The sequence below is a fragment of the Antarcticimicrobium sediminis genome (assembly GCF_004348975.1).
Taxonomy (GTDB): Bacteria; Pseudomonadota; Alphaproteobacteria; order Rhodobacterales; family Rhodobacteraceae; genus Antarcticimicrobium; species Antarcticimicrobium sediminis.
Map to the genome: position 1 here is coordinate 1 of NZ_SMFP01000022.1, position 23,900 is coordinate 23,900.

A 23,900-nucleotide genomic window follows, 5' to 3' on the forward strand; every position below is an offset into this window, starting at 1 on the left:
CCAGCGCACCGGCGTCAACAGGCCCGACAGCGCGAACTTCCCACCGGTCAAAACGGCCCACGGAATGCGCGACACCAGGCGCGCCGTCCAGCGCACCGGCGTCAGCAACGTAGAAAGTGCAAAGCGCGGCAACCGCATCAACCCCTTGAACGCGCCACCAATTCCCAGCAGATCGCCAGCGGCGAACGCAGCCCGCGCGCCAAGGCCGACCAACCCGAAGCGCAAAACAGCCAAGGTGCCAATCAGCCCCGCAGCTGCTGTCAGAAGCGCACCACCCGCCACGGCCATCGCACCGACTGCTGCCGCCCCGATGAACAACCACTTGGTCAACTTTGGGTGTTCCTTGGTCCAAGTCACCATCCTGTCGATGATGCCCTGAGACTTTTTCAGCAGGTCATTCAGCGGAGGTAGCACCACCTCCCCGATACTAACCCCGAGACGGGACAGTTGGTTTTTCATCAGCTGAATGTTATTCGCAGTGGTTTCAGCTCTGGCGGCGTACTCGCGCTCCGCGCTACCTTGGAATTTCCTCTCCTCCGATACCAGCCCAAGGGCTCCGCGAAGCAGGTCAAGGTTATTGATCAAAGGCGCCAATGCGCGGGCCTCATCCCCGAACAGGTCAGATGTCACAGAGGCCTGAAGATGCTTTGGCAGGGCATTGATGCGCTGCATCACATCCATGGTGGTGCCGACCGCATCCTCCTGCATGGCACGTGCTACTGCCCCAGCGTCCAGCCCCAGCTTTTCGTAAGCCGCAGATTGCCGCTTGGTAGCCCCCTCGCCACGCGCCAGTGCCTTGCCCATGTTCCGGAACGACGTCGAAGCGACGTCCGCGCCCGCACCGGCAGCGATCATCGCGGATCCGAACGCCATAGTTTCGGTCGGAGAAAACCCCTTCACAGCCCCATCAACGGCCACGCGGGTGGTGAAATCTAGCACCTTCGGCGCAGTCGATGCCATGTTGTTAGACAGGTGGTTCATCGCGTCGAACAGCAGTCCAGTTTCATCAAGCGTCAGGCCAAGAGCCGTCTTGATGTTCGCCATAGAGTCGCCCGAGCGTTCCGCCGAAATATCGAATGCCACCCCGATCTTCGCAGCCATTTCAGCGAAGCGGAGCAGTTCATCACGGGCAAGGCCAGATTGCCCGCCAGACGCCACGATCTGCGCCAGACCGTCCGCCGCCATGGGAATCCGGGTAGACAGCTTTAAGATATCGTCTGACATTTTCGCAAAGGTTTCCGGCGTGTCGAAATCCACCACCTTGCGGACATCCGACATGGCAGTTTCGAACTCAACCGCCTGCTGCACCGGGCTGGACAGGCCGGTCAGGATACGCCGCCCGGTCTGCATCGAGGCACGGCCGACAAACGAGAGATTCCCCGCTGTGGCTAGAGACCGGTCCATGCGTTCCCGTGCGCGCGCGATGCGGCCCTGCATCGTTTCCAGCCGCTCCATGCGGCCGATCTGGCGCCCGATGGCCGTGGTTGTTCCATCCAGCGCCGCGGAAAGCCGGTTCTGTTCACCTGTCAAGTTTGTGGTATTGACACCAGCCTCTTTGAGGCTAGTGCGCAATGTGCCCAGCTTGCGCCTGTGGCGATCATGCAACCCCTGCATCCGCTCGACATTGCGGCGCGCTTCCTCGAACTCGCGGCGCATCTGCGCGGTCACAGGACCACCGGACGCCATGCTGTTTTGAGCCCTGCGCATCCGCTCGCGCGCCTTGGCCAGGGCCGCTGCCGTTTCCCCGGCCTTTTGCTGTGCGGTCTTGAAATCCTCGATCATCTTCAGCGGACCGCGGATATTTTGCAGGCGGCTCATTTCCGTGCGCACGCCATCCGCGAAGCGACCGGTGACCGTCCGCATGGTCTTCAGCTTCTTCGAATACTGGTCCACCGCCCGGATGGTCAGTTGGGTTTCGATGCGCTTGGTCGCCATTGGCCCTACACTCACGTTGAATTTTCGGGGAAAATGCCTATCTTGAAGGCATGGAAATCTTTGCGATGATCTTTACCGTCTTGATGATTGCCGCCGCCGTCACGGCGACAATCCTTGTCGGGATGTTCGTAGGTGGGATCTGGGGCGCACTGGCCTTTGCCGCGATGCTGGTGCTGACCTATCGCGCCATGACGCATCAAAGCGGCGCGACCAGGCCCATGCGCCGCGATCAGTTAAACGCCTTCCAGCGCCCCTTGTCAGACGACTGACCTCATTCGAATTTCAGACGGGTCACATCCCATACATCGCGGGCCGTATCTTGCCAGGTGCTGAATTCGCTGATCTTCATCGTCAGCACCTGCGGAAGCGGGGTGGAAAATACCTTAGCCACGAACCCGGCGGCAAAGCGCAGGTCTTTCGCTACTTTGCCGCTTGTGCGTTTCCCGCATCATCTTTCTGCTGCGCAGCGATATGGGCCTGATAGGGTTCCAGAACGCGCTTTCCGATCTCGCGGAAATCGCTTTCCTTGACCTTCAGCATCACCGAACAGTCGATACCGGCCATCCCCGCCAGCAGGATAGCGGTCTGTTCGGCAGGCGATTTCGCCTCTTCCACCGCGATGCTGGTGCCAAGGTCCGGTTCATCAAAGACCAGCTTGTCGATGGTCTTTCCATCAACCGTGATCGGCCGCTTCAGCGGCACTTCAATCGGATACTCCATGTCGCCCCCTTACAGCAGCAGCGCCGAACGGATGTCGGCATACTGGCTGACACCGGCAATGGAGACATCGAAGTCATCGGCCTCGATCATCGGGCTGCCGCCGATCTCCATCTTCAGGTAGTCCCAGGCGAATTCGCAGTCGATGGGCTCAATCTTCTCGCCGGACTTCCATTCGGCGAAATCGATCCCCTTCAGGAACCCGCGCAGGTAGGTGGTGGCATTGGTCACCACGCCGTCTTCATCGACCAACGCGCCGGTGATCATCAGCGTGTCGGTGGTGCCGGGCATGGTGTTGATCGCGGCGATCACCTGCGGGTCGCAGGCCAGTTCCTTGAACTTGGCGTTTTCACGCTCATAGCCGTAGCGGGCCTCGCGCTCTGTCGCCATGCCGGCGTTGCGGAACTTTTCCGTCTTCGCCTTGAACGGCGGCAGGGTCATCGCTGCGGCTTGGCCCACCTTCACGTCTTCATTGAACCAAAGGGCGCAGTCCTTCACGAGGTATGCGGGGGTGGATTTCATGGCTGTGTCTCCTTGTCAGCGCATCGTTGAGGGGGACGAACGCACCACAGGTGCATTCGCCGGTCGCAGGACGTCAGGGCGACGGCTTATGCCGCCGACTTCAGCGCCTCTTTAGTCAGTTCGAGGTAATACTCGATATTGCGGTGGGCGATGAACCGGATGTCTTCCATCGGTGCCGGCGGCTCGAATTCCATCGACAGGGTGATCTTGCCAGCCGCCATCTCCGTCGGTTCGTTCAGGGTCTCGTCGATCCAGACGCGCCCGCCCAGGATGGCCCCGGACGCCTTGAAGGTCCGCATGGCCGCGTTTCCGCTTTCCAGCATGAATTTCAGGTTCGCCGCCGAGAACGGCTTGTCCACGAATTCCAGATAGGCCTTTTCGATGGCCTCGTTGATGAAATCCGCCGTTCGACGCACCGACAGGAACACCCACAGGTCATCGTCGGTGGCGGCGCGGTTGCCCCAGGTGATGAACCCGGACCCCATGTTGATGATGGTGCCCACGTGGTTTTCGTTCAAGTAGTCTGCCTGCAGACCATAGGTCACGGTGCGGGACGCACCGCCGATGCCGTTGATCGCCTTATTTGACAGCGAATGCCAGAATCCGAGATTGGTATCGACGCGGGCCTGCACCCCGGCAAAACGGGCCGAGGCCGGGCGGGACACATAGGCGCTGGTCGCGGTATCCCAGACCAGAACCTTCGGATCTACGACATAGACGCGCTGTGACCCGATCAGGTCGCGGTAGGCGATGGCTTCCGCGTCGGTGGTGTCGGGGCCATCGACAAAGGCCACCGCCTTCAGCTGGTCCAGCACCCCCACCAATTCGGCAACCACCGGGTTTGCGGTCGTACCATCGCCGGTGGTGAAGCCGGGAATGGCAATCAGGCGCGGCTTGATACCCAGCTGCGCTTCGGCCTTTTTCAGCGCATGTACGCCGGTCAGCGTCGTCGCATCGCCCACCAGGTTGGACATTGTGCCAGCATCATCCGCCCCTTCTTCCACGCGAATGACCACGGTATAAGCGCCGATCTGGTCGAACACGTCGTCCACCGCATCCTTCAGGGTGCCGGTGGCGCCAAGATCTGCCGCCTCCGTGGGCGTGCCTTTCAGCAGCACCGGGGTGTTCAGCGGGAACTTGGCCGCGTCCGCATCCGGTGCGGTGCCCAGCAGGCCGACAACGGCACTCTGGGCCACCTGCACCAGCACCGGGGTTTCGTTGGACTCCTGTAGGCGGGTGCCGTGGTGGAAGCTAAGGAAGCTCATCTTCGTCTCCTTTGACAAAAGAAATCCCGGTGCTGTCTTGCCGGGCGTGGTCCGGGGTCAGCCGGATTTGGGTTATGGGCCAAAAGGCCCTCTCAGTAGCTTGCCGGTGACGCCAAGCCTTTGGTTACCAGCTCCTGATTGATGCTGATAATGTTGCCATCTGCGCGGAAAAGTTCGGCCAGCCATCTGCCATATTTCCCCTTGCCGGTGCCATCTTTTGTGGTTTTCATTACGATGTCTTGGCCAAGGATTTCAGCCCGCAGCCAATCGCGTGAAACAAGCCCATCAGGGCGTTCTTCGCCGCGAACTTCCGGGGCATCTATGCCAGTTAGCCGAACCTTCACGCCACGAAGCCAAGCGTTAAATCCAAGATCCACATCGACCGTGATGGTGTCCGCGTCATACACATCTACAACGCGGGCTTTATATTCGTACATGACAAGCCCTTTCCTTTGGCGTCACCGCTTTCGCAGGTGCATGGGTGGAGGAATGAATGGCACATCGCCCAAGATGCGGGTGCGAAGGCGGTATGTATTGGCGTGTCCGGCATGCCCGACCCAACTCATGATGACCTGATCGACCTCTTTCATGGTCATCTTCCCTTCATGATACAGTCGCGCCATGCGCTTCATTTTTCGGCGCATTCGGCAGGCGCTGTTCTTTCTGATTTTTCGGTGCGTCGGCCATATCCGATATCCCAAAAAATCCAGCGCCCGGCCGTTCGTTTTTGAAACCGGAAAAACTTGGGTCTTATTATTGCATCTCAGGCCAAGCCTTGCATACAGGAAGTCTTCAATGTCCCGCCGAACTTTGTGCAGGTGATCCTTGTCATTTCCGAAGACAGCGAAGTCATCCATATATCGTAGGTATCGCGTTTCGTGCAGGTCAAACTTCACGAACTCGTCCAGTTCATGCAGGTAGATGTTCGCAAAGAGCTGCGAAGTCAGGTTACCGATCGGTATGCCGCGCGGCATTGGGTCGCCCGGCTCAAGTGAGCTATCAATGATATTGTCGATGACCCACAAGGTATCTTTACAGGCGATGCGGCGGCGCAGAAGGCGCTTCAGAACATCGTGACAAATCGAAGGGAAATACTTCGAAATATCAGCCTTCAGCACGTAAATCACTTCGCTTTCGCGCAACGTATTGCGCATGAACATTTGCGCGCGATCAGCGCCAGCATGGGCGCCCTTTCCCGGTCGGCAGGCATAGGTATCGTGAATGAAACGCGGCGACCAAATCGGGTCAATGGTCTCCACAAGTGCGTGCTGAACTATCCTGTCCTTTATCGGAAGTGCGGAAATGTCCCGCTCCTTTGGCTCGAACACCTTGAAGTTCCGGTATGGTCCGGTGCGGTAAGTCTTCCACAGAAGGCTGTTCTGAATGTCTATCAGGTTTGATTCCAGATCGGCTTCAAAGCGTATGACATCAAGCTGGTGTCTACGCCCCTTCACGACCCGACCATATGCTCGGTGAAGCGCCTCGAATGTTGTGAACTGCTCGAACAGGCCGGTGTAGGTTTTTGCCATTTACGTTTTCCGTGAGCGACCGGGGCGAAGGTTCGCCGCCTAGGTTCGGATACTGTTCCACCCCGGTCTATTTAGATATTTCGGCACTTGGCCGAGGAGCGCGGGTCCTTTCGAGGGTGCGCTGGAAGCAGCCCCTTGGGGCTACAACTTCTGGCATTTCCCGAGAGCGGGCCGGAAGCCGATGTTCCCGTTCGCGTTAGAACGCGGGTTGTTCAGGTTGAGGGCGAACACGCCAGCATTACCGGCATTGTTCCAGTTGCCCCCGCGGATCGGCAGACGCTCAAGCCACATTACCTGCGCCCCCTTTCTGGAGGCTTTTGAACCAACCGCCAATCATGCGGCCAATTTCATCAAGATGGCGGCTCCATACCTCATAGCTTTTAAACGAAAGGTAGCCGATCTTTTGCGCCATCCGGATTTGGCTGCGCAGCAAATCAAGTTCTGCGTCCAAATCCTGCATTGTGGTCTTTTTGAAGTACCGCTTATTGCAGATGATGATTAACCGAAGGAGCGCCCACATCGTGTTCCGGATTTCCTGGCTCAAAACGTGACGTTCTGATTTCGGAAATTGCCGCAACACGACATAGCCGTATGTAATCATGTCTTCGCACTTGCGGCGGATCTTTAAGTCTTCCATCGCAAACCCCTTCGGCGGTCAAAAGCAAGGCACGGGCTATCGCCCGTACCCAACAGAAATCAGGTGGTCCGATTTCAGATTACGAAAGCGGGCCGGAAGCCGAGGATCCCGCTCGCGTAAGAACGCGGGCTGTACAGGTTGAGGGCGACCACGCCAGCATTACCGGCATCGTACCAGTGGCCCCCGCGGAGCGGCAGACGCTCGCCCTCGTTGCGCATGTAGAAATTCCCGCGATCGATCGTCGTGTCATGCGGGAACAGCCCCAGAAGCTTCAGCATTTCCGGCACCGTTACGCCTGCCGCCGCAGCGACATCCTTGTACATGGCCGATGCGGACGTGGTTCCGTCCGACTGGCTGGTGACGGAGGTATCGAGCTGTGGGCTTCCTGCACCATCGACACCGGTCGCATTCCACTTAAGGCTGCCAGCCGTTCCCGGCGCAACCAGTGTGCCATTTGGCATGACCGCTTTCCAGAGGGTACTTCCGGATGAGTGATCCGCGTCGGTTGCCGCGGCATTGTTGTCGGGGATGATCTGGATCTCGCCATCTACCAGGCGCAGGCCGCGCTGCCACTCCCAAACATTGCCGGTCAGGTCCGCAATGCCCGCTTGGGTATTGTCGTGGAACCAGCTGGCCGGGCCGGAGCCTGTCAGTGTTCGGGCCGTTCCGCTGGAAACCCCGGGTGCACTGCCATCCTGCCGCCGTCCAGTTTCATAGGTCTGCACGTGATCACGGCCGTATTGCGTGTTCCCGCGCGGCATAAACCCATTTTTCCAGCACCACAGCGCCACGGCCGACCATTCGGCGTTCGTCATCATGTGCCAGCCAGGACCTTTTGCCGTGCACCGCGAGTCCGCCGTGTCGAAATTGATGCCGGTCGATGGATCATGACCCGGAAGAGAAAGGGCGTGATTGTCGTGGATGTGGGCCAGAAACTTTCCGATAAAGATTTCCGATTTCGGTACACCGTTGACGACGAATGCCGGGTGCGTTCCGGAACCCAGCGCCGGGTCAATATCCTCGATATTGAAGCGCGGGATGATGCACATCACCGAAGGATAGCCCTTTGCATCATACAAGACGGTATTGACGCCACCGGATGCCGCCTCGACGGACTGGCGCAGCGCGTCGGGCGTAGAAATTGTGATGGCCATTTTGGTTACTCCTCTTTTTCGGATTCTGCATGGGCCATCGCGATTGACCACAGCTGAAGGGTTACGGCGGCGACCTGACACGGTTGTGCGACTGGTATGATCTGAACGACCTCTTCGCCGTCGATGATTTCATCCACCTCTTCATTGGCGTAGCGCCGGGGCGGGATGATAATCACAGCGGCGTAATTGTGCCCATCTTCGGAAAGAGTCCCATCATCCCCAGCAAAGACGCTGATGACCCGTTCAACGTCTTCTTGTTCTTCGTCCAGATCCAAAACGACGCTTTCGCCGATAGTCAGGATGCTGCCATCCAAGGTGTATGCGACCTTATGGCCTTCATTCATATGCGTGACGTTCACTTGGTCACCCCCTTTACTGATAGTTCGGATTAAGCACAGTCCAGCGCAGGCGCACATTATCCGCGCTGCCGGACTGGCGAACCTTGAAACCGTTGTTGGCCTTGTCATAGATGTCGAGGTGCCCAACGGCAGCGATGTCGGTTGCATCTTCTATTTCGACCTGAACGCCGTAGTCGGCAGACGGGAGGGAATCGGAAAAGCCGATGCTCGCGAAAGGCTCTATGACCGATGTCCATGCGCTTTCCGGCTGGATGACACGCAAATCCACCAGCGTCACGGCATCTAGGTTGCTTGCTGTATCGCCAGCTGGGATGTCGATGCGGTAAAGTGGAAGCGCTATATCAGGAACTTCGCTTCCGATCTGAACACTGTATTCTGCGCCGTCTTTCAGGAGATATGCGTAATATTGCACCGGGTCAGCGGTTTCGTTTGTCGGGACGGACACGTGATAGTCATCATCTACGAGGGCCACGATAAGACCGTCCAGCTTTGCCTTCGAAAGCCCGGAGGCAACCGTGCCGGTTTGCGACAGGTGTAGCGTCCTTACTTCGCTTTTTGAAAGCTGCATGCCCGAAATGACGTACTTGTTTTTGATGAGAATAGTGCCCTGAGCAAGAACACGGCGGCGAAGCACATCCATCTGGCGCAACAGCACTCCGCCCAAGTTCATCGCCTGCTGAACACCCGCAGCCATGTCTACCTGATCATCCGGCCCATACTGATCCATCGCATCAAGCCGGCCGCCAAGGCGCTCGAACTCCCCACGCGCCTCGGCAAGTTCGTCATCCGGTGCCTCGACAATGACCAGCCCATCCGCAACACGGGTGAAGCTAAGGATATGATCTACAAGATAGCTGATCGCGCCGGTCTGGCGTGGTTCAACATCATTCCCGGCCCAGATGGCGATAAGATCGCCATCTGCGTCAAAAAAGCCCATCTCGCGTACAAAGAATGTGGGTGTTTCAGGCCCAAATTCAGCCCGGACGCGCCATGCGTTCCCACCCTCAATGTGGCGCGTCGCGATAGGCTGGCGCGCCAGCTCACGGCGAAGTCCGGTTGCTGCATGGCCGGGGTCATAGTTGGATCCGTTTCCGTCACCGATGGCGATGTGCGTGATGGCGACGGCAGAGCTGGTGCCTGCTGCTGCGGTAATCTTTGACTCCGCGATATCAGTTAGAAGCGTTGTCGGCATTTGCTTTATGCCCTCCTTTGGATGTCATGGAATTCGCTGCTTCGGGTAACCGCCCGAGCAGCGGGCTGCATAGTCAGGCCAGCCGATGATTGCGCGGCCCTCGGGGCGGGGCGGGCCGACCACGAGTTTCGAACTGCGGTGATGATTTCTGTTCGTGCGACCATTGCCGCTTCCGCACCAACCTCAGGAGGAAGCGCATCAATTTCACCTTGAGCCCGGCGCGCCACCATACTGGCCGTGCGTACTGCCAAATCCGGACCGCATATCTCTGGGCGCGGATCAGCGTCAGTGGCTCCGTCTTGCCTTTGGGACTGTCCCGAGCAACTCCGAACATAGGTCGCAGTCTGAAACTTTTCGCCCAGCCGAAATACCAGCTTCCGCGACACCGGCGTGACACGTAGCAGGGCGGCATTCATGTCCGCAACCATCCGGTTGTTCAGGGTGTTTTCATCATCACCGTAAAGCGACCGCCCAGCATAAGCGGTAACGCGGAAGCTACCCGGCTCAAGTCCATCCTGAATGCCGTCCTGCTCGAACCATTCAAGAAGTTCCGTGTCAACGTCGAATACCGCAAGGATCAATTTGATAGCGTGCGGTGTACCCTTTAAGAGATGAACTTCTACACTTGCGGCGACCACATTTCTTTTTACATCGTCCGGCCAGTCAAAATCCCAAACATCTACCGACTCTTCCCACGCCAAGTGGTCTAGCAGCCGAGCATCGACTATCTGCGGGTTCTTGGAAATCATCTCGATCGGAAGGCTGAACAGCCGCTCCTCCAGCAAGTCGAAAGCCTTGGCCAGGTCCGTCGCCGTGGGCGGCAATTGCGTGCCACTCAGATCAGACATCGCGCCAGCCCCCGGTGATCGATTGCAGCGTCAGCGTGATGCCGGTGCAATGTGGCGCGTCGAATGGCCCGATGTCCAGGTCAGACGCAGGCGATATCAATTCCACATCGACCACCCCCTGCACGCTCAACGCCGCTGCGATGGAGGTGCGGTAGAGCTTGCGGCCGATGCGGATGCGACCATTCACGAAGGCCTCCACCGCCGCCTGCGCCGACGCCTGGACAGCGGACGCGGTTTCGGGCGTGGTGACGTGCAATACTGCCTCGATCGCGTAGGGCACCGGCTGTGCCGAAACCACGGTCAGCTTGTCAGCTACCGGGCGGCGCTTGTCTGCCGTGCAGTGCTCAAACACCGCGTCCAGAAGGGCCGCATCAGCTGTGCCATCCCCTTCGCTAGACAGGATGACCATTTTCGGTTCCGCTGGCGGGATGGCCGGATCCAACCCGTGGTTCGGACCGTAAACCGCAACATCGACTATGCGGTCATCTGCATCCAGCGCCCAGTAGACATATGACCCTTCGGTGCCATGCGGAGACCAGGCCTCGATGACCAGCTGGATTCTGGCTCGAAAGGCATCGTCACTTTCAAGCACCGGGTTGTCTGGGTCGCTGTCATCCAGAACCCAGCGCACCACGCCGCGATTCGCCGCGATCTGGTCAAGGTCATCGCCCCGCGCCGTGGATAGGAACACCGACCGCACCGCTTCATTGATGCGGTTTTCAAGGTAGAGTTCCCGCGCAGCCGCCGCTTCGTTCAGATACCGCGCCGGACTGGCCGCGATGTTGCGGGCGAGCGCCATGATCTCGGCCACCTTTGGCGCATCGAATACTTCGGACAGATGCGCCTCCAGCTCGACCAGGCGCGCTTCCAGAATGGCGTCATAGTCGAGAACGCCAATCGCGGTCGGGTCCGGCAGCGATGTCAGGTCCAGCGCAGCAAAGCGGCTCATTCGGCAAGGCTCCAGTTATCCACCCGATCACGCATGACCCGGATGGTTTGGGTTTCATCATCGACTGTGGCCAGGTTGCCCATGTGGGCGTTCGGGCGGTGGTTGCCGATCATGGTCATGGTAATGACCCCGGTCGCCGCGCCTTCAACCTGCACGTCAGTCAGTTCAAAGCGCGGCTCCCAGCGTTCCAGCGCTTCGGCCACGGCCACGTAAAGCGCCAGGACGCCGGATTCGTTCATCGGCGCATCGACCAACGCCGGGACTTCCGACCCGAATTCACGCCGGAAGACGCGGGTATTCAGCCGCGTGGAAAGGATGGTCTGGACGCTCTGCACCACATGCGACCACCCCTCCACCGTGCCCCCGGTATCGTGGTTCAGATCCATCCTATCAGGCGTCCGGCTTTTCAGCCTTGGCAGCAGGCTTTTCCGCAACCGGCTTGGGCTTTGAAGCCTCCTTTGCGCCGCCCAGCTTCAGGCCCGAGCCATAGGGCGGCAGGTAGTATTTCGCCGCGCGCGGCGTCAGGGTGACGATCTCGCCAACCGCGCGATGCACACCGCCGATCTCACGGGCCTTGATCACCTCGTACTCCGCCGTGGCGGGTTTCGTGTTGCTCATTTCGATACTCCTCTAAATATGGGCGTCAGCCGCCCGCGAAAACATTTCCAGACCCGCTGCTGGGGTGGCCACAACTCGCAACATCCCCTTGCCGGCACAGCGCGATCCCTTCGGCAAACACCGTACCGCTGGCCGAGGCCATCACCGGCGCTGCATGCGGCGGCAATCCATGCCCCGCCACCGCGCAGCCTAGCACCCCGACCGGAGATCCGTTCACGATCACCGAAGGCGCAAGAACGCCGATCAGTGTTCCACCGGCGGCATCCTGCCCTGTTCTCGCCACGCCAGGCATCAGTTCAGGTCCACACGCGGCGCTCGCAGGACAATGCCGCCATCCGTCATCGTGATCGTGCTGGCCCCGACCTTCAAAACCATGCTCGCGCCGCCGGCACTGAGGATCACGCTGGCCGCCCCGACCGAGGCCATGACATATTCGTCACCAGCCCCGGAAGGCCGGCCATTGGCATCCGAATTCAGGCTGCCCTGGATGCTGGCATCATGTAGGTCGCCAGATTCCGAGTAGATTTTGACCTGTTGCCCCACCGATGGCGGATTGTGCGTCTTGTTCGATCCCGCTGCCGGTTCTTCCCATGGGATCCAGCCGGTCAGGAATGGCTGGTCACCCTCCTGTAACCGAACCCGCGCGATACCATTGCCGGCATCCACCTCGGTCACCACCCCGGTGCGCGACTGCGACCGGATGCGGCGCTCCAATTCGCTTACCCGGCGGCGCAGGTCATCGATGATTTCCGGCAGGCCCGCCATCAGACCGGCACCGCGTCATTGATCGCATCCGTCACCACCACGTCGCGCGGCACACCGCCGAAGGTATAGAGGCGCAGCGCCTGCGCATCGCGCGTGGTCATTCCCGTCAGCCGCTCGAATTCGGCATAGGGGCCAGATGCAGCGTCCCCGATCAATTGCCGGAACAGCGCCAGCTGTGGCACGTCATGATCCTCCATCAGCACCATGAAGCGCGGCCAAGGCCCGCCTTCGGCCAATGGCTGGCCCAACCGCGGATCTGCGAAGACCTCGACCGTCAGCTTGGTCTGCCCCGCAGCAAGCCGCACGTTTTCCGCCGCACTACTGGACCGCACGTGCTCCTTGGCCACGTAGGCCCGCACGAAATCCCCGAAGACCTGCGCCCACGGGTTGTCCGGGTCCGTCAGCACCCGGCCAATCTGCACATCCAGAACATCCAGAACTGCTTCGAAATGCGCATCTGTAGCGGGAAACCCCTCAACAATGCTGGCCTCACCGGTGGCCTTGTCGGTTTGTGCCATGGTCAGAGACACCCCGCAGTTGAACATGATGTCGACCGTTCCGTTTGACCGCAGCCCGGTCTGCCCCATATCCTGTACCTTGGCCGCATCGGTATAGACCGCGATGAAGGGGCGCTGCTGATCGCTGCGCAGCTGTCCGTCTGCCGTCTGGTCGATGGCGGAAATCTGGCTGTCCAGCACGTTGTCACCAACCAGCGTGCCGCCGGCCTTCAGCGCCTGGACTGCAGCAATCCGCAGGGCCATCATGGTCAAAGACATCAGTTCGCATCCCCAAGTTCGCAGATCAGCCGAAGATGCGACCGGTCATCGACCGATTGCACCTCGAACACCGGCTGGCCTACGCGCTCCAGCGCCACCACCTTGTCGCCCTTGCGGACAACCAGCGCGGCATTCTCCGCGCGATTGATACGCAGGTAACCGCCATCCGCCGTGACACCGGCGCGGGCATTATTGCCGCGTCCGAAGTTCATCCGCTCCGCATCGCGGTCGCCCGTGCGCAGGACAGCGGTGAATTCCACCGCGTCCCGGCCCGGATCTTTCTTACCATCGGACAGCGGAAGATGGCGAATGGCTTCAGACCACACGTCATCCACTTCGGCCACCAGGTCTTCGCGCAGACTGCGGTCCATCAGGAGGCAGGCTGCAGCGCGGCCAGCTCGGTGACCGCTTCATCCAGCTGTTCGGACAGTTCGGACCAGCCGTCATCGCCTTCCGACATGTCCGACATCTTGTCGTTCAGGTCATCGACCCGCGCCTGTGCCGCGTCCAGCTTGGCGGCAGCTTCGGCTGCGGCATCTTCCTCGGGAGACGGACTGCCGCCGACCTTCTTCGGTGCGGATTTCTTCGGTGCTTTGCAGAAATCAGCAAAGCGATCATGCACCACGTGATCGGCATAGGAGGCCGGCAGCAGGACGGGTTCACCGACCTGCATCTTCTGGTCGACCTCTTCGCCCATCACTTCTGCGGGCACGGTAGCGTTGGTGCGGAAGGCCACCCACTTTTTCTTCGGCTGTGCCATGTCTCTCTCCTTCACAGGCTGAATACCGAAGCGCCTCGCCGGCGCTTGGGGATGCAGCCGAAGGCCCGGCAGTTTCCCGCCGGGCCTTGCTTCACTGCCCTGCTGTTCCGGTGTCAGGCGACCGTCAGCCGGCGCAGCGCCGCGGGGCGGGCGCACAGGTTGATGACGTTCATCTGCGCGTCCAGGTGACGGCCCTTGCCATTGGGCATCGCGTACTGCCGGGCATAGCGCGGCAGGCCGATGGTGTTCACGGTATCTTCATAGTCCGCTGGGCCGAACCGGGTCATGTACATCTCCGGAACGCCGACCGGGAACACGCGGGCTTCGTCATCCGCGATATAGGCGGCATCACCGTTGGCAGCCTTCGCCTTCTTGCCGGTGCGATAGCGCTCCCAGACCACCCCGCCGAATTCGAACTTGTCCGGGATGCCCTCGCGCAGCACGCTGGCCCCGCTGTGGTTCAGGAAGGTCTCGCGCACCGCCTTCTGGCCCCAGAGGTAGGAATGGAAGTCACGGCCACACATGGCGTGGATTCCCGCATAGCCTTCATCCAGCGCGTCTTCGATCGCATAGACCACATCACCCTTGATCAGCTTGTCGAGCCCCGAAACGTCGCCGGCCCCGATGCCAAGCGCCTTGGAGGCCGGAACCGCAATGCTGAACCGGTCATAGAGGTTGTGCAGCACCTTGCCCGACTTCGACACGATCAGCCCCTTGATGGCGCCGATGCGGTAATGCTCCAGCGTATTGTCCATCGCCCGCGCATGGCGGACCTGCTTGGAATCGATGCGCGACTGGATGGTTTCCAGCATGTCATCGCTGCCCAGCTGCCGAACGCCCTGGATCTCGTCCGCAAGGATCGCGTCATTGATCTCGAAGTGATCCATGTTGAACGGGATCTTGGTCCGGGTGCTGTCGCCAACCGTCGCGCCCGGCCCGCCACGCGGGGTCGGTTCGATCAGGTTCAGCGCGCTGTTCTCTTCCTCGACCTCGATGGTGGTGACGGACACGCCGTCTTCCTCGAAGATCCCCAGCGCGCCGATCTGTCCGGGCACGAAAGGCTGGTCATTGATCGCCGCCGTAAGGGCGATGACGCTGAACTGCGGGTCATTGAATTGTTCCATGGGTGCCTCCTTAGCGCACGCGGATGCCGACAGCGTTCAGCTGCGCCACCTTGGCATCGGTCTTGGTTTGGTCATCCACCGAGGCGTCGAACGACAGCATCGGCTGCTTGGCTTCTGCATCGCGATCGATCACGGTGACTTCCACCGCCTGGTCGGTCGCATCGACACCGTAAGCCAGCACGGCCACGGCAGTCTCCGCGCCCTCTTTGCCGACCACCTCGGCATTGGGCGACGGGATGTATTCGCCCGATGCGGTCACCTTGCCCAATACCGTGCCGGCGGCGAGCTTTCCCTCGCCGTTAGGGATGGTGACGATGCTGCGCGAACGGCGACCTGCGGCTTCAGACAGCAGGAACGCCAGGTTGCGGGTCTGCATGGTTGCGTTTTCCATGGCTTATGCCTCCTTTCCGGCACGGCGGGCGGCATAGATGCCACCGGTGTTGATTGCGGCCTTCGGCTTGGCCGAGGTGCCCGGCGCGGGCTGCGCGAGGTCCGCAGCGGCGCTGCGGCTGGCCTGGTACTTGGCCGGGTCCGGTGCGGCATCGTCTTTGGCCTGCGGTGCATCGCTCGCGGCCACCTTCAGCGCCGCGATCGCGTCTGCGGCGGGCATGTCGGTGTCGAAGGCCAGATGCTTCGCAAGGGCCTCACGGCCCTGCGCGGCATCGTCTTCGGTGATAGCCTTGATGCGGGCCTTCACATCCGCCGCGCTGGCGGCGGTGGTGTTGCCGGTCGCGGGGCCGCTGGCCGGGGTGGCGGGGGTCTTGTCCGCCGCTTCAGGTTTGGGCGCCATGGTCGGTGTCTCCTTTTGATGGGCTTTGGGTTGTACGGCGGACGCCGTGGGTCGGAAGAAACTCTCGATCCGCCAGCCCTCCTGTTTCGCCTGTGCCGTCAGACGCTTCGGGGCGTGCGAATAGATCTGATAGGGGAAAGCGGCGACATCGGTCGCGGCGGTGTCGTCGGTTGCCGTTGCGTATCCGCGTGCAACAGCTTCTTCGCCGTTCAACCAAATTTCCGCCTTCATATCGGAACGAATAGCGGCCGGGTCTTCGCCGGACTGTTCCGCATAAATGCCCACCATGCTGTTGGCGTGATGGTTAAGCCGGGTAACAGCCTGCTCATGGTCTGCTGCCGTGCCGAAAGTGACGCCAGAAGGGTCATGGATCATCATGTCAGCGCCGCGCCGCATTACGATGTCATCGCCAGCCATCGCAATAATCGACGCTGCGCTGGCGGCAATCGCATCCACCTCAACTATTACTCGGCCCTTGTGCCGTGCCAGCGCATTGTAAATCGCGATGCCCTCATGGCTGAAACCACCACCGGAATTGATGCGCACGGTCACGTCCGCATCCGCTCCGATTTCAGCCAACGCATCCAGAACTTGGGTCGAAGTGAACCCTTCATCCCAAAAGTCATCGCCGACGAACCCGTAAAGCACGAGTTCGCCATCCACTAAGATGGGCATGTCAGTCTCCTTGTCGAACTGGGTCCGGGGGTCATCAGCGCCCTTGTCGCCTCGCCCCGGCTTGACGGGTTCATATGGTTACCGTTCGGGTCTCTGCGCGCCCCAAGGGGCACATCCGTCAGGTGAAGCTGAACCGCTTCGCATGTCTGGTGCGGGCCGTGCCGCCGGTCTTCCGGCGGCAGGCGTTTTCGTATTCCGCGATCAGCTGTTTCAGATCATCCAGACGCGCCAGCTGGAACGTCACCTCTTCACCGTCCATGCGCACGGTCTCCCGCATCTGGCCGGCGCTCAAACGGATCCGGACCTTACGCAGCGCATCGGCCATCGCGCAGGGATCATCCATCTGCACGACATCCTGGCCAACCTTCATCGTGCTCATGGCGCAGGCTCCGTCTCGATGACGGGCTGCACGGTTCTGGACGCATAGGGCGACTCCATCCCCGCATCGACATAGCGTTGGTGTTCCCGCTGGCGCTGTTCAAACAGAGCGTCAGGGTCCACCCCGAGATCGCCCGTCTCATTAGCGATGGAACTGGTGCCATTCTGCATCCGTTCCGTCGATGCCCGGGCCGACTTGTAATCATCCGCCGTGGGCTTCGCCGGGCCCTGCCAGTTCGCGGCGCTCACCCGGTCTCGGTTGGCGCGGAAGGCGCGGTATCCGCCCTTGAACGGGATCCGCCCCTCGCCCACCTCTTCGTCCAGCCAGTTGCCATAGACCATCTGGCACATCGGGGCCGCGATCCGTTCACGCCGCCGCATGACAACAGCCCAGATCGAGGCGTTCTCCATGCGCACGCTGGAATAGGTCGCTGCGGTGTGGTCCATGGTCAGCCCGCCATAGGTGATACCGATGGTGCGGGCCATGTCGCGCGCCAGGCTATTCGAGAACGGCAGGAAATCCTGCCCCGGAATTTTCGCGGTCTCCATGCCCAGCCGCTCACCCGGCCCCAGGTGCGACACCTGCGGGTCAGCCCCGACAGAAATCCGGCTTTCCGCAGCGCGGTCCAGCTGCGACCCGAGGAAGTCCAGATATTCCTGCGCGTACCCCGTTCCGCCTTCACTTTCCTTCAGAACCTCCAACGCCTCATAGGCGTCCTGGCTTGGCGCTTCAGATGTCAGCGTGATGGCGAATACCGTTTGCAGAATGGCCATCTGAAGCGTGGCATCGTCCAGCATTTCCGCCTGGATATGCTTGCGGAACGCCGGGGCCAATAGAGAAATCCCGCGAACATCCGTGGCGTCCATCGGGTCAAAGACGTGCATGACCAGCGGGCGACCATCGACATCGAAAGCGGCATAGTCTCGCTTCGACTTCACGCCGCCGGAAACTGTTTCGAACCGATAGGACACCGGACGGCCCTTGCCGTCGTGACGCACGCCCTGAAACAGCCCCTCCAGCGGACTGGTGTCCTGCACCAACCGAGGCGGCGGCACTAGGCACAGCTTGGTGCCACTGGTGATACCATAGCTGCTGCGCTCGCCTGCAGTGAAGAAATCGAAGACGCCCGAAGCCTCACCATAGGCGATATGCCAGCGCAACCCGATGTCTACCATCTGCGCCCCGGTCAGCTTGCCGCGCATGTCGCATTCACGGGCATTGTGCCAGTAGGCCCGCCAGCGTTTTTTCAGTAACCGGATCCAGTCCGCCTTTTCCTTGTCGTCATACCCCAAGCCCGACAGGTCAGGATCCGGCGTCAGGGTCAGCCCGACCCCCACGGTATCGGCCAGAACCTGGTCGGTCGCCCCTTTCAGGCGCCCACTGTTCTGGATCAGGTCCATTGCCAGGCCGGCGGCGCGCGACCAGGAACGGCGCACGTCATCGCGGTGACTGGTCAGCGGGGCCACCCGCGATGCGATGACACCGCTCTTGGTGTCGCGCATATAGCGGGCAGTCGGACGCGAAGACCTGCCAGCCGCCATCAAGGGCGTTCCGTCTGGTTTGATTAGTCCGCTCATCGCGTCCTGTTTCTCCACTTCGACCGCGCACGCTCTTTGGCCTGCATATCAGTTTTATCCTCGTCAGGCGGCACGACGATCGGCTGGTCCGCCTGCGGCCTCGCCGCCATCAACAGGTCTTCGAAATCGCCCTGCAAGTCTTCCGGAGGGCATTCCCGTTCGGCCATGATCCGATCCCATTCGCTATCCGGCAGGCCGCGCACCCCAAGGCGGATCGCTGCCGCTTCGGCCTGCAGGTGGGTGTCCAGCCCCTCGTTCGCCTGGTTCGGGTCTTTCACCCACAGATACCTGGTGAAGCCAGATTTCGCCTTTTGCGCCTTGCGGCTTTCCGCAGTCAGCTGGCGAAAGAACTCATCTTCCAACCCCTTCGGCAGGGCGATGAACCCGCGCTCTTCCAGATCCGTCTTCTTCAGGTTCCGGTAGAGCCCCATCTTCAGAACCGAAGATGCGAAATTGAAGAATCGCTTCGAATATCGAACGATCTTGCCGCGCCGGTTGCGTTCCTTCTTCACCTGCGCCAGCAGCGGGGCGCTTTCCGGATGCACACCGCGCACCATGATGACCCGGCTTGCTGGGTGCTTTCGCGCCCAATCCCACACATCTTCGGTGTAGGCGTTGCCGTCGATGGCCAGCAGGTCGATCTCGATCTTCCGGCCATAGGCGTTCCTGAACCCCTGACGCAGCAGACCGTTCAGCTTGGTCTGGCACTGCTCCTCGGAAATATGCCCGTTAAACACGCCATACTCGACCACCGCGCGGCGCTTGTTCTGGCCCCAGGCGACCACCTGCCATTCCACCCGGTCACCCTGGCAGTCGACGCCGCAGGTCAGCAGCGGGAAGCCCGCCGGGATGGTGCCGTGGGGATAATCCGATTCCGATGCCCGATCGCGGATGTCTTCCCATGGCGGCGCTTCACCCAGAACGCGGTAGGCTTTGCCCACTACGTCATTCCAGAATGTCTGCTCCTTCGGTGGATCGCCCTTCGCCGTCAGCCACGACCGCGCGATCCGCTCAAAGGATTGCAGCAGAGAATAGGCCGACCAGATATAGAACGACCGGTGCACCCTCTTCATTTTCGGGTTCGCGGCAATCCACTTCGCTCCCCGCAGTATCTTCGGGCGATGGTGTTCCTCGATCGCCGCCCCGCAGCTTTCGCAGGTGAAATGCGCCCGCTCCGGATGATCTTCATCCAGACTGACCAGCATGTTTTCCCACTCCAACACCTGCATGTGGCCGCATTCATCGTGCGGGCATGGCACGTACAGGAACTCCTGGCTTCCGGCCTCGAAATTCTTGGTGATGCGGCACCCCGGAACAACCATTGGTGTCGAAATCTTGAATATCTTGGCGAACTCATACCCTTGACTGCGGCTGTCCGCCTGCGTCTCTGGGTCGCCCGCGCTGTTCATGTCCCACTTGGCTAGGTCATCCTGAACCTGCTTGGACATCGATACCTGGCTGAGTGATGCGGGCGAGTTCGCGCCTGAAATCTGGATGGCCCCGCGACCGTCGCGGCGCTCCTTGTAGAATACTGAATCCTGACCGTCGCGGGCCTTCATCGGGAAAATCTTGCGCAGCGCCGTGGTTCCTTTCAGCATCGGGGCCAGCTTCATCTTCGACCATCGCCGCGCGTTTTCGTCGGTCGGGTGGACATAGAGGAAATCGCTTGGGTCCATGTCCATAGACCCTCCGGTGAATATATTGGCCAGCACCGTGCCACCCAGCTGCGCCGACTTCGACAAGGTGACAACCCGACACGGATCATCCGGCGACAGCGCCCGCAGTATCTCGTCAAAATAGCTGAAGCGCTCGCGGTTGTATGGCCCCGGCAGCGGGCTTTCCCGCGCCGAGAACACGATGTTCTCTTCCGCCCACGTCAGGTAATCGACCGGCGGTGGCGGGTCGATGACATCCGCCAGGACATCGTGCGCCATCCATTCTGCGCTTGTGATAGCAACATCCAGCATCAGGCATCCAGTTCAACCGAGGTCGTCAGTTCCTTTTTTGCGCCATCCGCACGGGCGCGTTCCTTCATCGCGGCCGTCTTGCGAACTTTCTTGAATTCTGCCCGCAGCAGGTGCAGCACATCCCGCTGCGGTACGTCGAACTTTGCGGCCATCGCCGCGGCAAAATCCGGCAGGGCCCCCTCGAAGATCTGCAGCATCATCCCTGAGATGCGGGCCATCTGGTCCCGCGCGTCATCGGCGGACATCAGCATGCCCTGCCGCAGCGCTTCATCTGACGCCTGGATCCGGTTGCGCCGCAGCTGCTCTTCCAGCTTTGCCCGCTTCAGCTGGTCTTCGACCGTATCTGGCTTTGGTGCGATCGGCTCCGACGATGCGGCCGGAATTGGTTCGCCCGGGGGCGCATCCTGCATCTGCAGGCTTGGCTGTTCCTTCGGAACCGGTTCCCTCGACGCGGCCACAGCCGGCTTCGCGTCAGCCCCCGTGGTTCTGGTCGCGATACCGTTACCCATGGACTGGCCGACATCGCGATTTCGACGCACCTGGTCGACCGCGACGCGGAATATCACCTTTCCCGTTTTTCCCGGCCTGGTGAATGCATCGTCGCGCAGGATGTCCTTCGACTTCCATTGGCTGACCGCCGCGCGGCTGACACCCATTTCGCGCGCAAATTCCGCCTGCGACATTTCCTGATGTGCAGCTTGCATGCCTGACCCATTCAGTCCAATGCCGGTCGGGCACGTATGTTAAGCCCCCAGCGTTAAGCTAAACCACTGTTTGTTAAGGCTTTTCAAAACCCGTCTGACTGCCGAACCCCCGGGCTGCCCCCGCACCGCGTGCTATAAGGGCGGGGTACGGTCCCTTTTTTCCACAGTCGGTCAAAGGCCCAGAAGACGGCTGATCTCGTGGTCCAGACGTACTGGCAGGTTCCGTTCAACGCTGCGCTCAAAGGCGTCTGCCGTTGCGCCGCTCACCATCTCTTCCGGGATCAGGACACCAGACCGGACATGCTTCAGGTGGTAGCGAAACTCACTGAGGCGGTCCAAGACATGCCCACCGAAGGCTGTCAGATCCACGCGTCGTGGGAATGCGCCGCCCCGAAAGAACGTCCGGGGGAACAGGACGCGACCGCGTTCCGTCCCAAGATAGGCAACCACCCCAGCGCGGGTCTCGCGCTTTTTGAAGTATTTCACCCGAATGTCTCCGCCGCCCGCTGAAATCACATACGTCGGATCTGACCACGTTGCCCGTTTTGTATCTGGTCCATTCTTGATGGCCTTGCGGATAACCTGCTGTGGTAGTCCAGTCTGTTTCGACAGGGTCTTGATCACCTGCGTTCGCGCCATGTCACCAGTGCGGTTGATGGCGCGGTTCACGGCCTTCGGGGCCTCTGCCCCAAGTGCCCCCAGCATGTTCTCGAACTTCTGCAGGCCCTTCACATTGACTTCGCCGACGCTGAACATCGCTTGCCCCTTTGCCCCATGGGCGCTGCACACATGAAAAAGGCCAGCCGCGACGACTGCGCGACCGGCCCTCAAACGATGGACTTGGGAAAGGTCAGATGCGCTTCATCGCCGCCTCCATTGCTGGGGTTCACGTTCAGATACCCATGCTGGGGTTCACGTTCAGATACCCATCAGACATGAAAAAGGCCCGCGCTTTGCAGCCGGGCCATTGTCTTCCATTGCAGCAGCAGTGTCACAGGCGGCGGCGCTTTCGCGTGGTTGCCCAGACTTGACGGTATACAGTCGAAATCGGGTGCAATACATGCGACTTCGACCGCCCGGAACCATGGCATGTATCTTTCAACAGTGGCCACCGAACCTTCGTCTGATTCCCACTGTTAAGGGAATATGCGGTATTCCGTCAACCCCCCTTAACAATATTGGGTATCTGTTAACTCATAACCGCCAACCATTGGTTCCACCTAGATCTGGCCGCGCTTTCGGTGTCCGACCCGACCGCCGCGCGCCGCCCGCAGTTGCCGCAGGTGATGCAGAACCCGTCAACGTCCGGCACGACAGTGGCCATTCGGTGACCGCAGATGCATGCCGACAACCCCGGATCGAACGCGCCTCCTCCGTCCGCATCGATCGGCATCGCCACATCGCCGACGCGATCGCCATCGCGGTCTGGCAATTTGTCTGCCTGGATCTCCAGCGGGGTTTCTCGCCCGAAGATGTCGATGACGCCCCGAACCGATTTGGCCGTGGCATCGACAACGGTGAACTTGAAATCCTCGAACGGGCCGTCCGGAACCCTGAAGACATCACCGGCGACATGGGCCTGGGCGGACTTGGCCATGCGATGGCATTCTGGCGACAGATGCCCACCGCCCCACTGCCGCATCAGGCGCATCATCCGGGCGGACGAAATCCGGACAGGATGCCCCCCAGTTCCCATGACACCGGTGACCACGTCTAACTCCATCAGGACATGCCAGCGGCTTTCAAATGCTGGCCATCCGACGAATAGCCAATCCGCCAGCAGCGGCTGCGACACGAACACCTTGTCTGGGCCAAAGCGGTTCTTGCGCCGCAGCACTTTCTTGACCGGAAGGAACACCTCGAACCCGGCGCGGCGCAGGATGTGCTCTGGAAGGAATACCCGGTCTCCAGTGCCATCAACCCGGCGCTTGCGGATACGTCCCGCCCTGTCGCGATAGGCTTCGAACTTGCCGCCGACCGTGACCTTTCGGATACCGCCCGCCTGCTTGCGCTTCACCCTGACAGCGAACCACTGCATGTCCTGCGCTATGATCGTTCCCATCATCATGCCTGTTCCCCCTGCGATGCCAGATCCGCGATCCGCTGACATTTCTCAACTACCTCCAGCCTCCGGTCGCGCCACTGCCGGTCGCTCGCAGGAACCTCTCCATCGCGCGCCAGCTTAGCCTCGACATCGCGCAGATGCCGCACCGGAGAGGCGGCCTGTTCGCGGATCTGGCGCACCACGTAGGTTCCCGGCCAGCGCCGGGTCTGGCGCAGCGAGGCGAGCAGTTCCGGCGCCCAGCCTTCGTCCAGCGCATCCTGCCCGAGACGGTTGGCAAAGACCGCGCGGATCAGCGGGCTGCCGTCGTCAACCGGCGGCTGGATGCGCCCGGCGCGTTCGAGGATCACGTTGGCGATCGGGAAGCGATCCCTAGCCTTTCCGCCGGCCATCCCGGCAACCTCCTCCTCCAGCGCGCCGATGTTGAGATCGCTCATGTAGGCCAGCTTTGAACAAAGATCCTTCAGCATGTCGTCGAACATGTCCTTGGTCAGAGATCCCGGCTTGGCCAGCCCCCGCCGCAGCAGCGGCTCCACCAGCATCCGCCTGACACGTTTCTCGCCCTCAGCCTGTTCTGCGATATCCATCGTCCCTGC

The 23,900-nt window shown here is 60.7% G+C and carries 30 protein-coding genes; 1 reads left to right on the forward strand and 29 read right to left on the reverse strand.

Annotated elements, in window-relative coordinates:
• Positions 1-1,935, reverse strand: a 1,935-nt coding sequence (locus E1B25_RS20190) for a phage tail tape measure protein (RefSeq protein ID WP_132831393.1), incomplete at its 3' end; no start/stop codon positions are given.
• A 50-nt stretch (positions 1,936-1,985) separates the two neighbouring features.
• Here E1B25_RS20190 and E1B25_RS20195 point away from each other — a divergent pair.
• Positions 1,986-2,204, forward strand: coding sequence for a hypothetical protein (locus tag E1B25_RS20195; protein WP_132831394.1), 219 nt, complete (start codon positions 1,986-1,988; stop codon positions 2,202-2,204).
• 151 nt (positions 2,205-2,355) lie between these two features.
• Here E1B25_RS20195 and E1B25_RS20200 read toward each other — a convergent pair whose 3' ends face one another.
• The 28 genes from E1B25_RS20200 to E1B25_RS20335 form a co-directional block, all read right to left on the reverse strand.
• Positions 2,356-2,655, reverse strand: a complete 300-nt coding sequence (locus E1B25_RS20200) for a phage tail assembly protein (RefSeq protein WP_132831395.1) — start codon at positions 2,653-2,655, stop codon at positions 2,356-2,358.
• A gap of 9 nt (positions 2,656-2,664) precedes the next feature.
• Positions 2,665-3,174: a phage major tail tube protein gene (locus tag E1B25_RS20205; RefSeq protein ID WP_132831396.1), complete on the reverse strand. Its 510-nt coding sequence runs from the start codon at positions 3,172-3,174 to the stop codon at positions 2,665-2,667.
• A gap of 86 nt (positions 3,175-3,260) precedes the next feature.
• Entirely contained in the window at positions 3,261-4,439 is a 1,179-nt protein-coding gene (locus E1B25_RS20210; RefSeq protein ID WP_132831397.1) for a phage tail sheath subtilisin-like domain-containing protein, read from the reverse strand.
• 92 nt (positions 4,440-4,531) lie between these two features.
• Positions 4,532-4,876, reverse strand: a complete 345-nt coding sequence (locus E1B25_RS20215) for a thermonuclease family protein (RefSeq protein WP_132831398.1) — start codon at positions 4,874-4,876, stop codon at positions 4,532-4,534.
• Positions 4,877-4,897: 21 nt separating this feature from the next.
• Entirely contained in the window at positions 4,898-5,968 is a 1,071-nt protein-coding gene (locus tag E1B25_RS20220; RefSeq protein ID WP_132831399.1) for an RNA-directed DNA polymerase, read from the reverse strand.
• 280 nt (positions 5,969-6,248) lie between these two features.
• The gene (gene avd, locus E1B25_RS20225; protein ID WP_132831400.1) at positions 6,249-6,605 is read right to left on the reverse strand and encodes a diversity-generating retroelement protein Avd; all 357 of its coding nucleotides are present in this window, start codon (positions 6,603-6,605) and stop codon (positions 6,249-6,251) included.
• 74 nt (positions 6,606-6,679) lie between these two features.
• Positions 6,680-7,759, reverse strand: a complete 1,080-nt coding sequence (locus E1B25_RS20230) for an SUMF1/EgtB/PvdO family nonheme iron enzyme (protein ID WP_132831401.1) — start codon at positions 7,757-7,759, stop codon at positions 6,680-6,682.
• 5 nt (positions 7,760-7,764) lie between these two features.
• On the reverse strand, positions 7,765-8,118 hold the full coding sequence (locus E1B25_RS20235; protein WP_132831402.1) for a hypothetical protein: 354 nt from the start codon (positions 8,116-8,118) through the stop codon (positions 7,765-7,767).
• Positions 8,119-8,131: 13 nt separating this feature from the next.
• On the reverse strand, positions 8,132-9,310 hold the full coding sequence (locus E1B25_RS22650) for a phage tail-collar fiber domain-containing protein (protein WP_245510798.1): 1,179 nt from the start codon (positions 9,308-9,310) through the stop codon (positions 8,132-8,134).
• Positions 9,311-9,315: 5 nt separating this feature from the next.
• Positions 9,316-10,158 carry a phage tail protein I gene (locus E1B25_RS20245; RefSeq protein WP_132831403.1) on the reverse strand — a complete coding sequence of 281 codons (843 nt, stop codon included), beginning with the start codon at positions 10,156-10,158 and terminating at the stop codon, positions 9,316-9,318.
• On the reverse strand, positions 10,151-11,107 hold the full coding sequence (locus E1B25_RS20250; RefSeq protein ID WP_132831404.1) for a baseplate assembly protein: 957 nt from the start codon (positions 11,105-11,107) through the stop codon (positions 10,151-10,153). The genes E1B25_RS20245 and E1B25_RS20250 overlap by 8 nt, the downstream gene beginning before the upstream one ends.
• Positions 11,104-11,493, reverse strand: a complete 390-nt coding sequence (locus tag E1B25_RS20255; RefSeq protein ID WP_132831405.1) for a GPW/gp25 family protein — start codon at positions 11,491-11,493, stop codon at positions 11,104-11,106. The genes E1B25_RS20250 and E1B25_RS20255 overlap by 4 nt, the downstream gene beginning before the upstream one ends.
• A gap of 4 nt (positions 11,494-11,497) precedes the next feature.
• Entirely contained in the window at positions 11,498-11,725 is a 228-nt protein-coding gene (locus E1B25_RS20260) for a hypothetical protein (RefSeq protein ID WP_132831406.1), read from the reverse strand.
• Positions 11,726-11,750: 25 nt separating this feature from the next.
• A complete protein-coding gene (locus E1B25_RS20265; RefSeq protein WP_132831407.1) occupies positions 11,751-12,008 on the reverse strand; it encodes a PAAR domain-containing protein in 258 nt (85 codons plus the stop codon).
• 8 nt (positions 12,009-12,016) lie between these two features.
• Positions 12,017-12,490, reverse strand: a complete 474-nt coding sequence (locus tag E1B25_RS20270) for a phage baseplate assembly protein V (RefSeq protein WP_132831408.1) — start codon at positions 12,488-12,490, stop codon at positions 12,017-12,019.
• Entirely contained in the window at positions 12,490-13,266 is a 777-nt protein-coding gene (locus tag E1B25_RS20275; protein WP_132831409.1) for a hypothetical protein, read from the reverse strand. The genes E1B25_RS20270 and E1B25_RS20275 overlap by 1 nt, the downstream gene beginning before the upstream one ends.
• Positions 13,266-13,637 (reverse strand): hypothetical protein, encoded by a 372-nt coding sequence (locus tag E1B25_RS20280; RefSeq protein WP_132831410.1) that lies wholly within the window; start codon positions 13,635-13,637, stop codon positions 13,266-13,268. Before E1B25_RS20280 ends, E1B25_RS20275 begins: the two co-directional genes overlap by 1 nt.
• The gene (locus E1B25_RS20285; protein WP_132831411.1) at positions 13,637-14,026 is read right to left on the reverse strand and encodes a hypothetical protein; all 390 of its coding nucleotides are present in this window, start codon (positions 14,024-14,026) and stop codon (positions 13,637-13,639) included. Before E1B25_RS20285 ends, E1B25_RS20280 begins: the two co-directional genes overlap by 1 nt.
• Before the next feature lie 113 nt (positions 14,027-14,139).
• The gene (locus tag E1B25_RS20290) at positions 14,140-15,150 is read right to left on the reverse strand and encodes a major capsid protein (RefSeq protein ID WP_132831412.1); all 1,011 of its coding nucleotides are present in this window, start codon (positions 15,148-15,150) and stop codon (positions 14,140-14,142) included.
• A 10-nt stretch (positions 15,151-15,160) separates the two neighbouring features.
• A complete protein-coding gene (locus E1B25_RS20295; protein ID WP_132831413.1) occupies positions 15,161-15,541 on the reverse strand; it encodes a head decoration protein in 381 nt (126 codons plus the stop codon).
• Between the two features lie 3 nt (positions 15,542-15,544).
• On the reverse strand, positions 15,545-16,615 hold the full coding sequence (locus E1B25_RS20300; RefSeq protein ID WP_132831414.1) for a head maturation protease, ClpP-related: 1,071 nt from the start codon (positions 16,613-16,615) through the stop codon (positions 15,545-15,547).
• Positions 16,616-16,733: 118 nt separating this feature from the next.
• Positions 16,734-16,994: a hypothetical protein gene (locus E1B25_RS20305; RefSeq protein ID WP_132831415.1), complete on the reverse strand. Its 261-nt coding sequence runs from the start codon at positions 16,992-16,994 to the stop codon at positions 16,734-16,736.
• The gene (locus tag E1B25_RS20310; RefSeq protein ID WP_132831416.1) at positions 16,991-18,571 is read right to left on the reverse strand and encodes a phage portal protein; all 1,581 of its coding nucleotides are present in this window, start codon (positions 18,569-18,571) and stop codon (positions 16,991-16,993) included. The genes E1B25_RS20305 and E1B25_RS20310 overlap by 4 nt, the downstream gene beginning before the upstream one ends.
• Positions 18,568-20,538 (reverse strand): phage terminase large subunit family protein, encoded by a 1,971-nt coding sequence (locus E1B25_RS20315; protein WP_132831417.1) that lies wholly within the window; start codon positions 20,536-20,538, stop codon positions 18,568-18,570. The genes E1B25_RS20310 and E1B25_RS20315 overlap by 4 nt, the downstream gene beginning before the upstream one ends.
• Complete coding sequence (locus E1B25_RS20320; RefSeq protein WP_132831418.1) at positions 20,538-21,242, reverse strand: hypothetical protein; 705 nt, start codon at positions 21,240-21,242, stop codon at positions 20,538-20,540. The genes E1B25_RS20315 and E1B25_RS20320 overlap by 1 nt, the downstream gene beginning before the upstream one ends.
• A gap of 171 nt (positions 21,243-21,413) precedes the next feature.
• Positions 21,414-21,998 (reverse strand): phage tail protein, encoded by a 585-nt coding sequence (locus tag E1B25_RS20325; RefSeq protein ID WP_132831419.1) that lies wholly within the window; start codon positions 21,996-21,998, stop codon positions 21,414-21,416.
• A gap of 433 nt (positions 21,999-22,431) precedes the next feature.
• Positions 22,432-23,310 (reverse strand): transcription termination/antitermination protein NusG, encoded by an 879-nt coding sequence (gene nusG, locus E1B25_RS20330; protein ID WP_132831420.1) that lies wholly within the window; start codon positions 23,308-23,310, stop codon positions 22,432-22,434.
• Entirely contained in the window at positions 23,307-23,891 is a 585-nt protein-coding gene (locus E1B25_RS20335; RefSeq protein WP_132831421.1) for a hypothetical protein, read from the reverse strand. Before E1B25_RS20335 ends, nusG begins: the two co-directional genes overlap by 4 nt.
• Between the last annotated feature and the right edge of the window lie 9 nt (positions 23,892-23,900).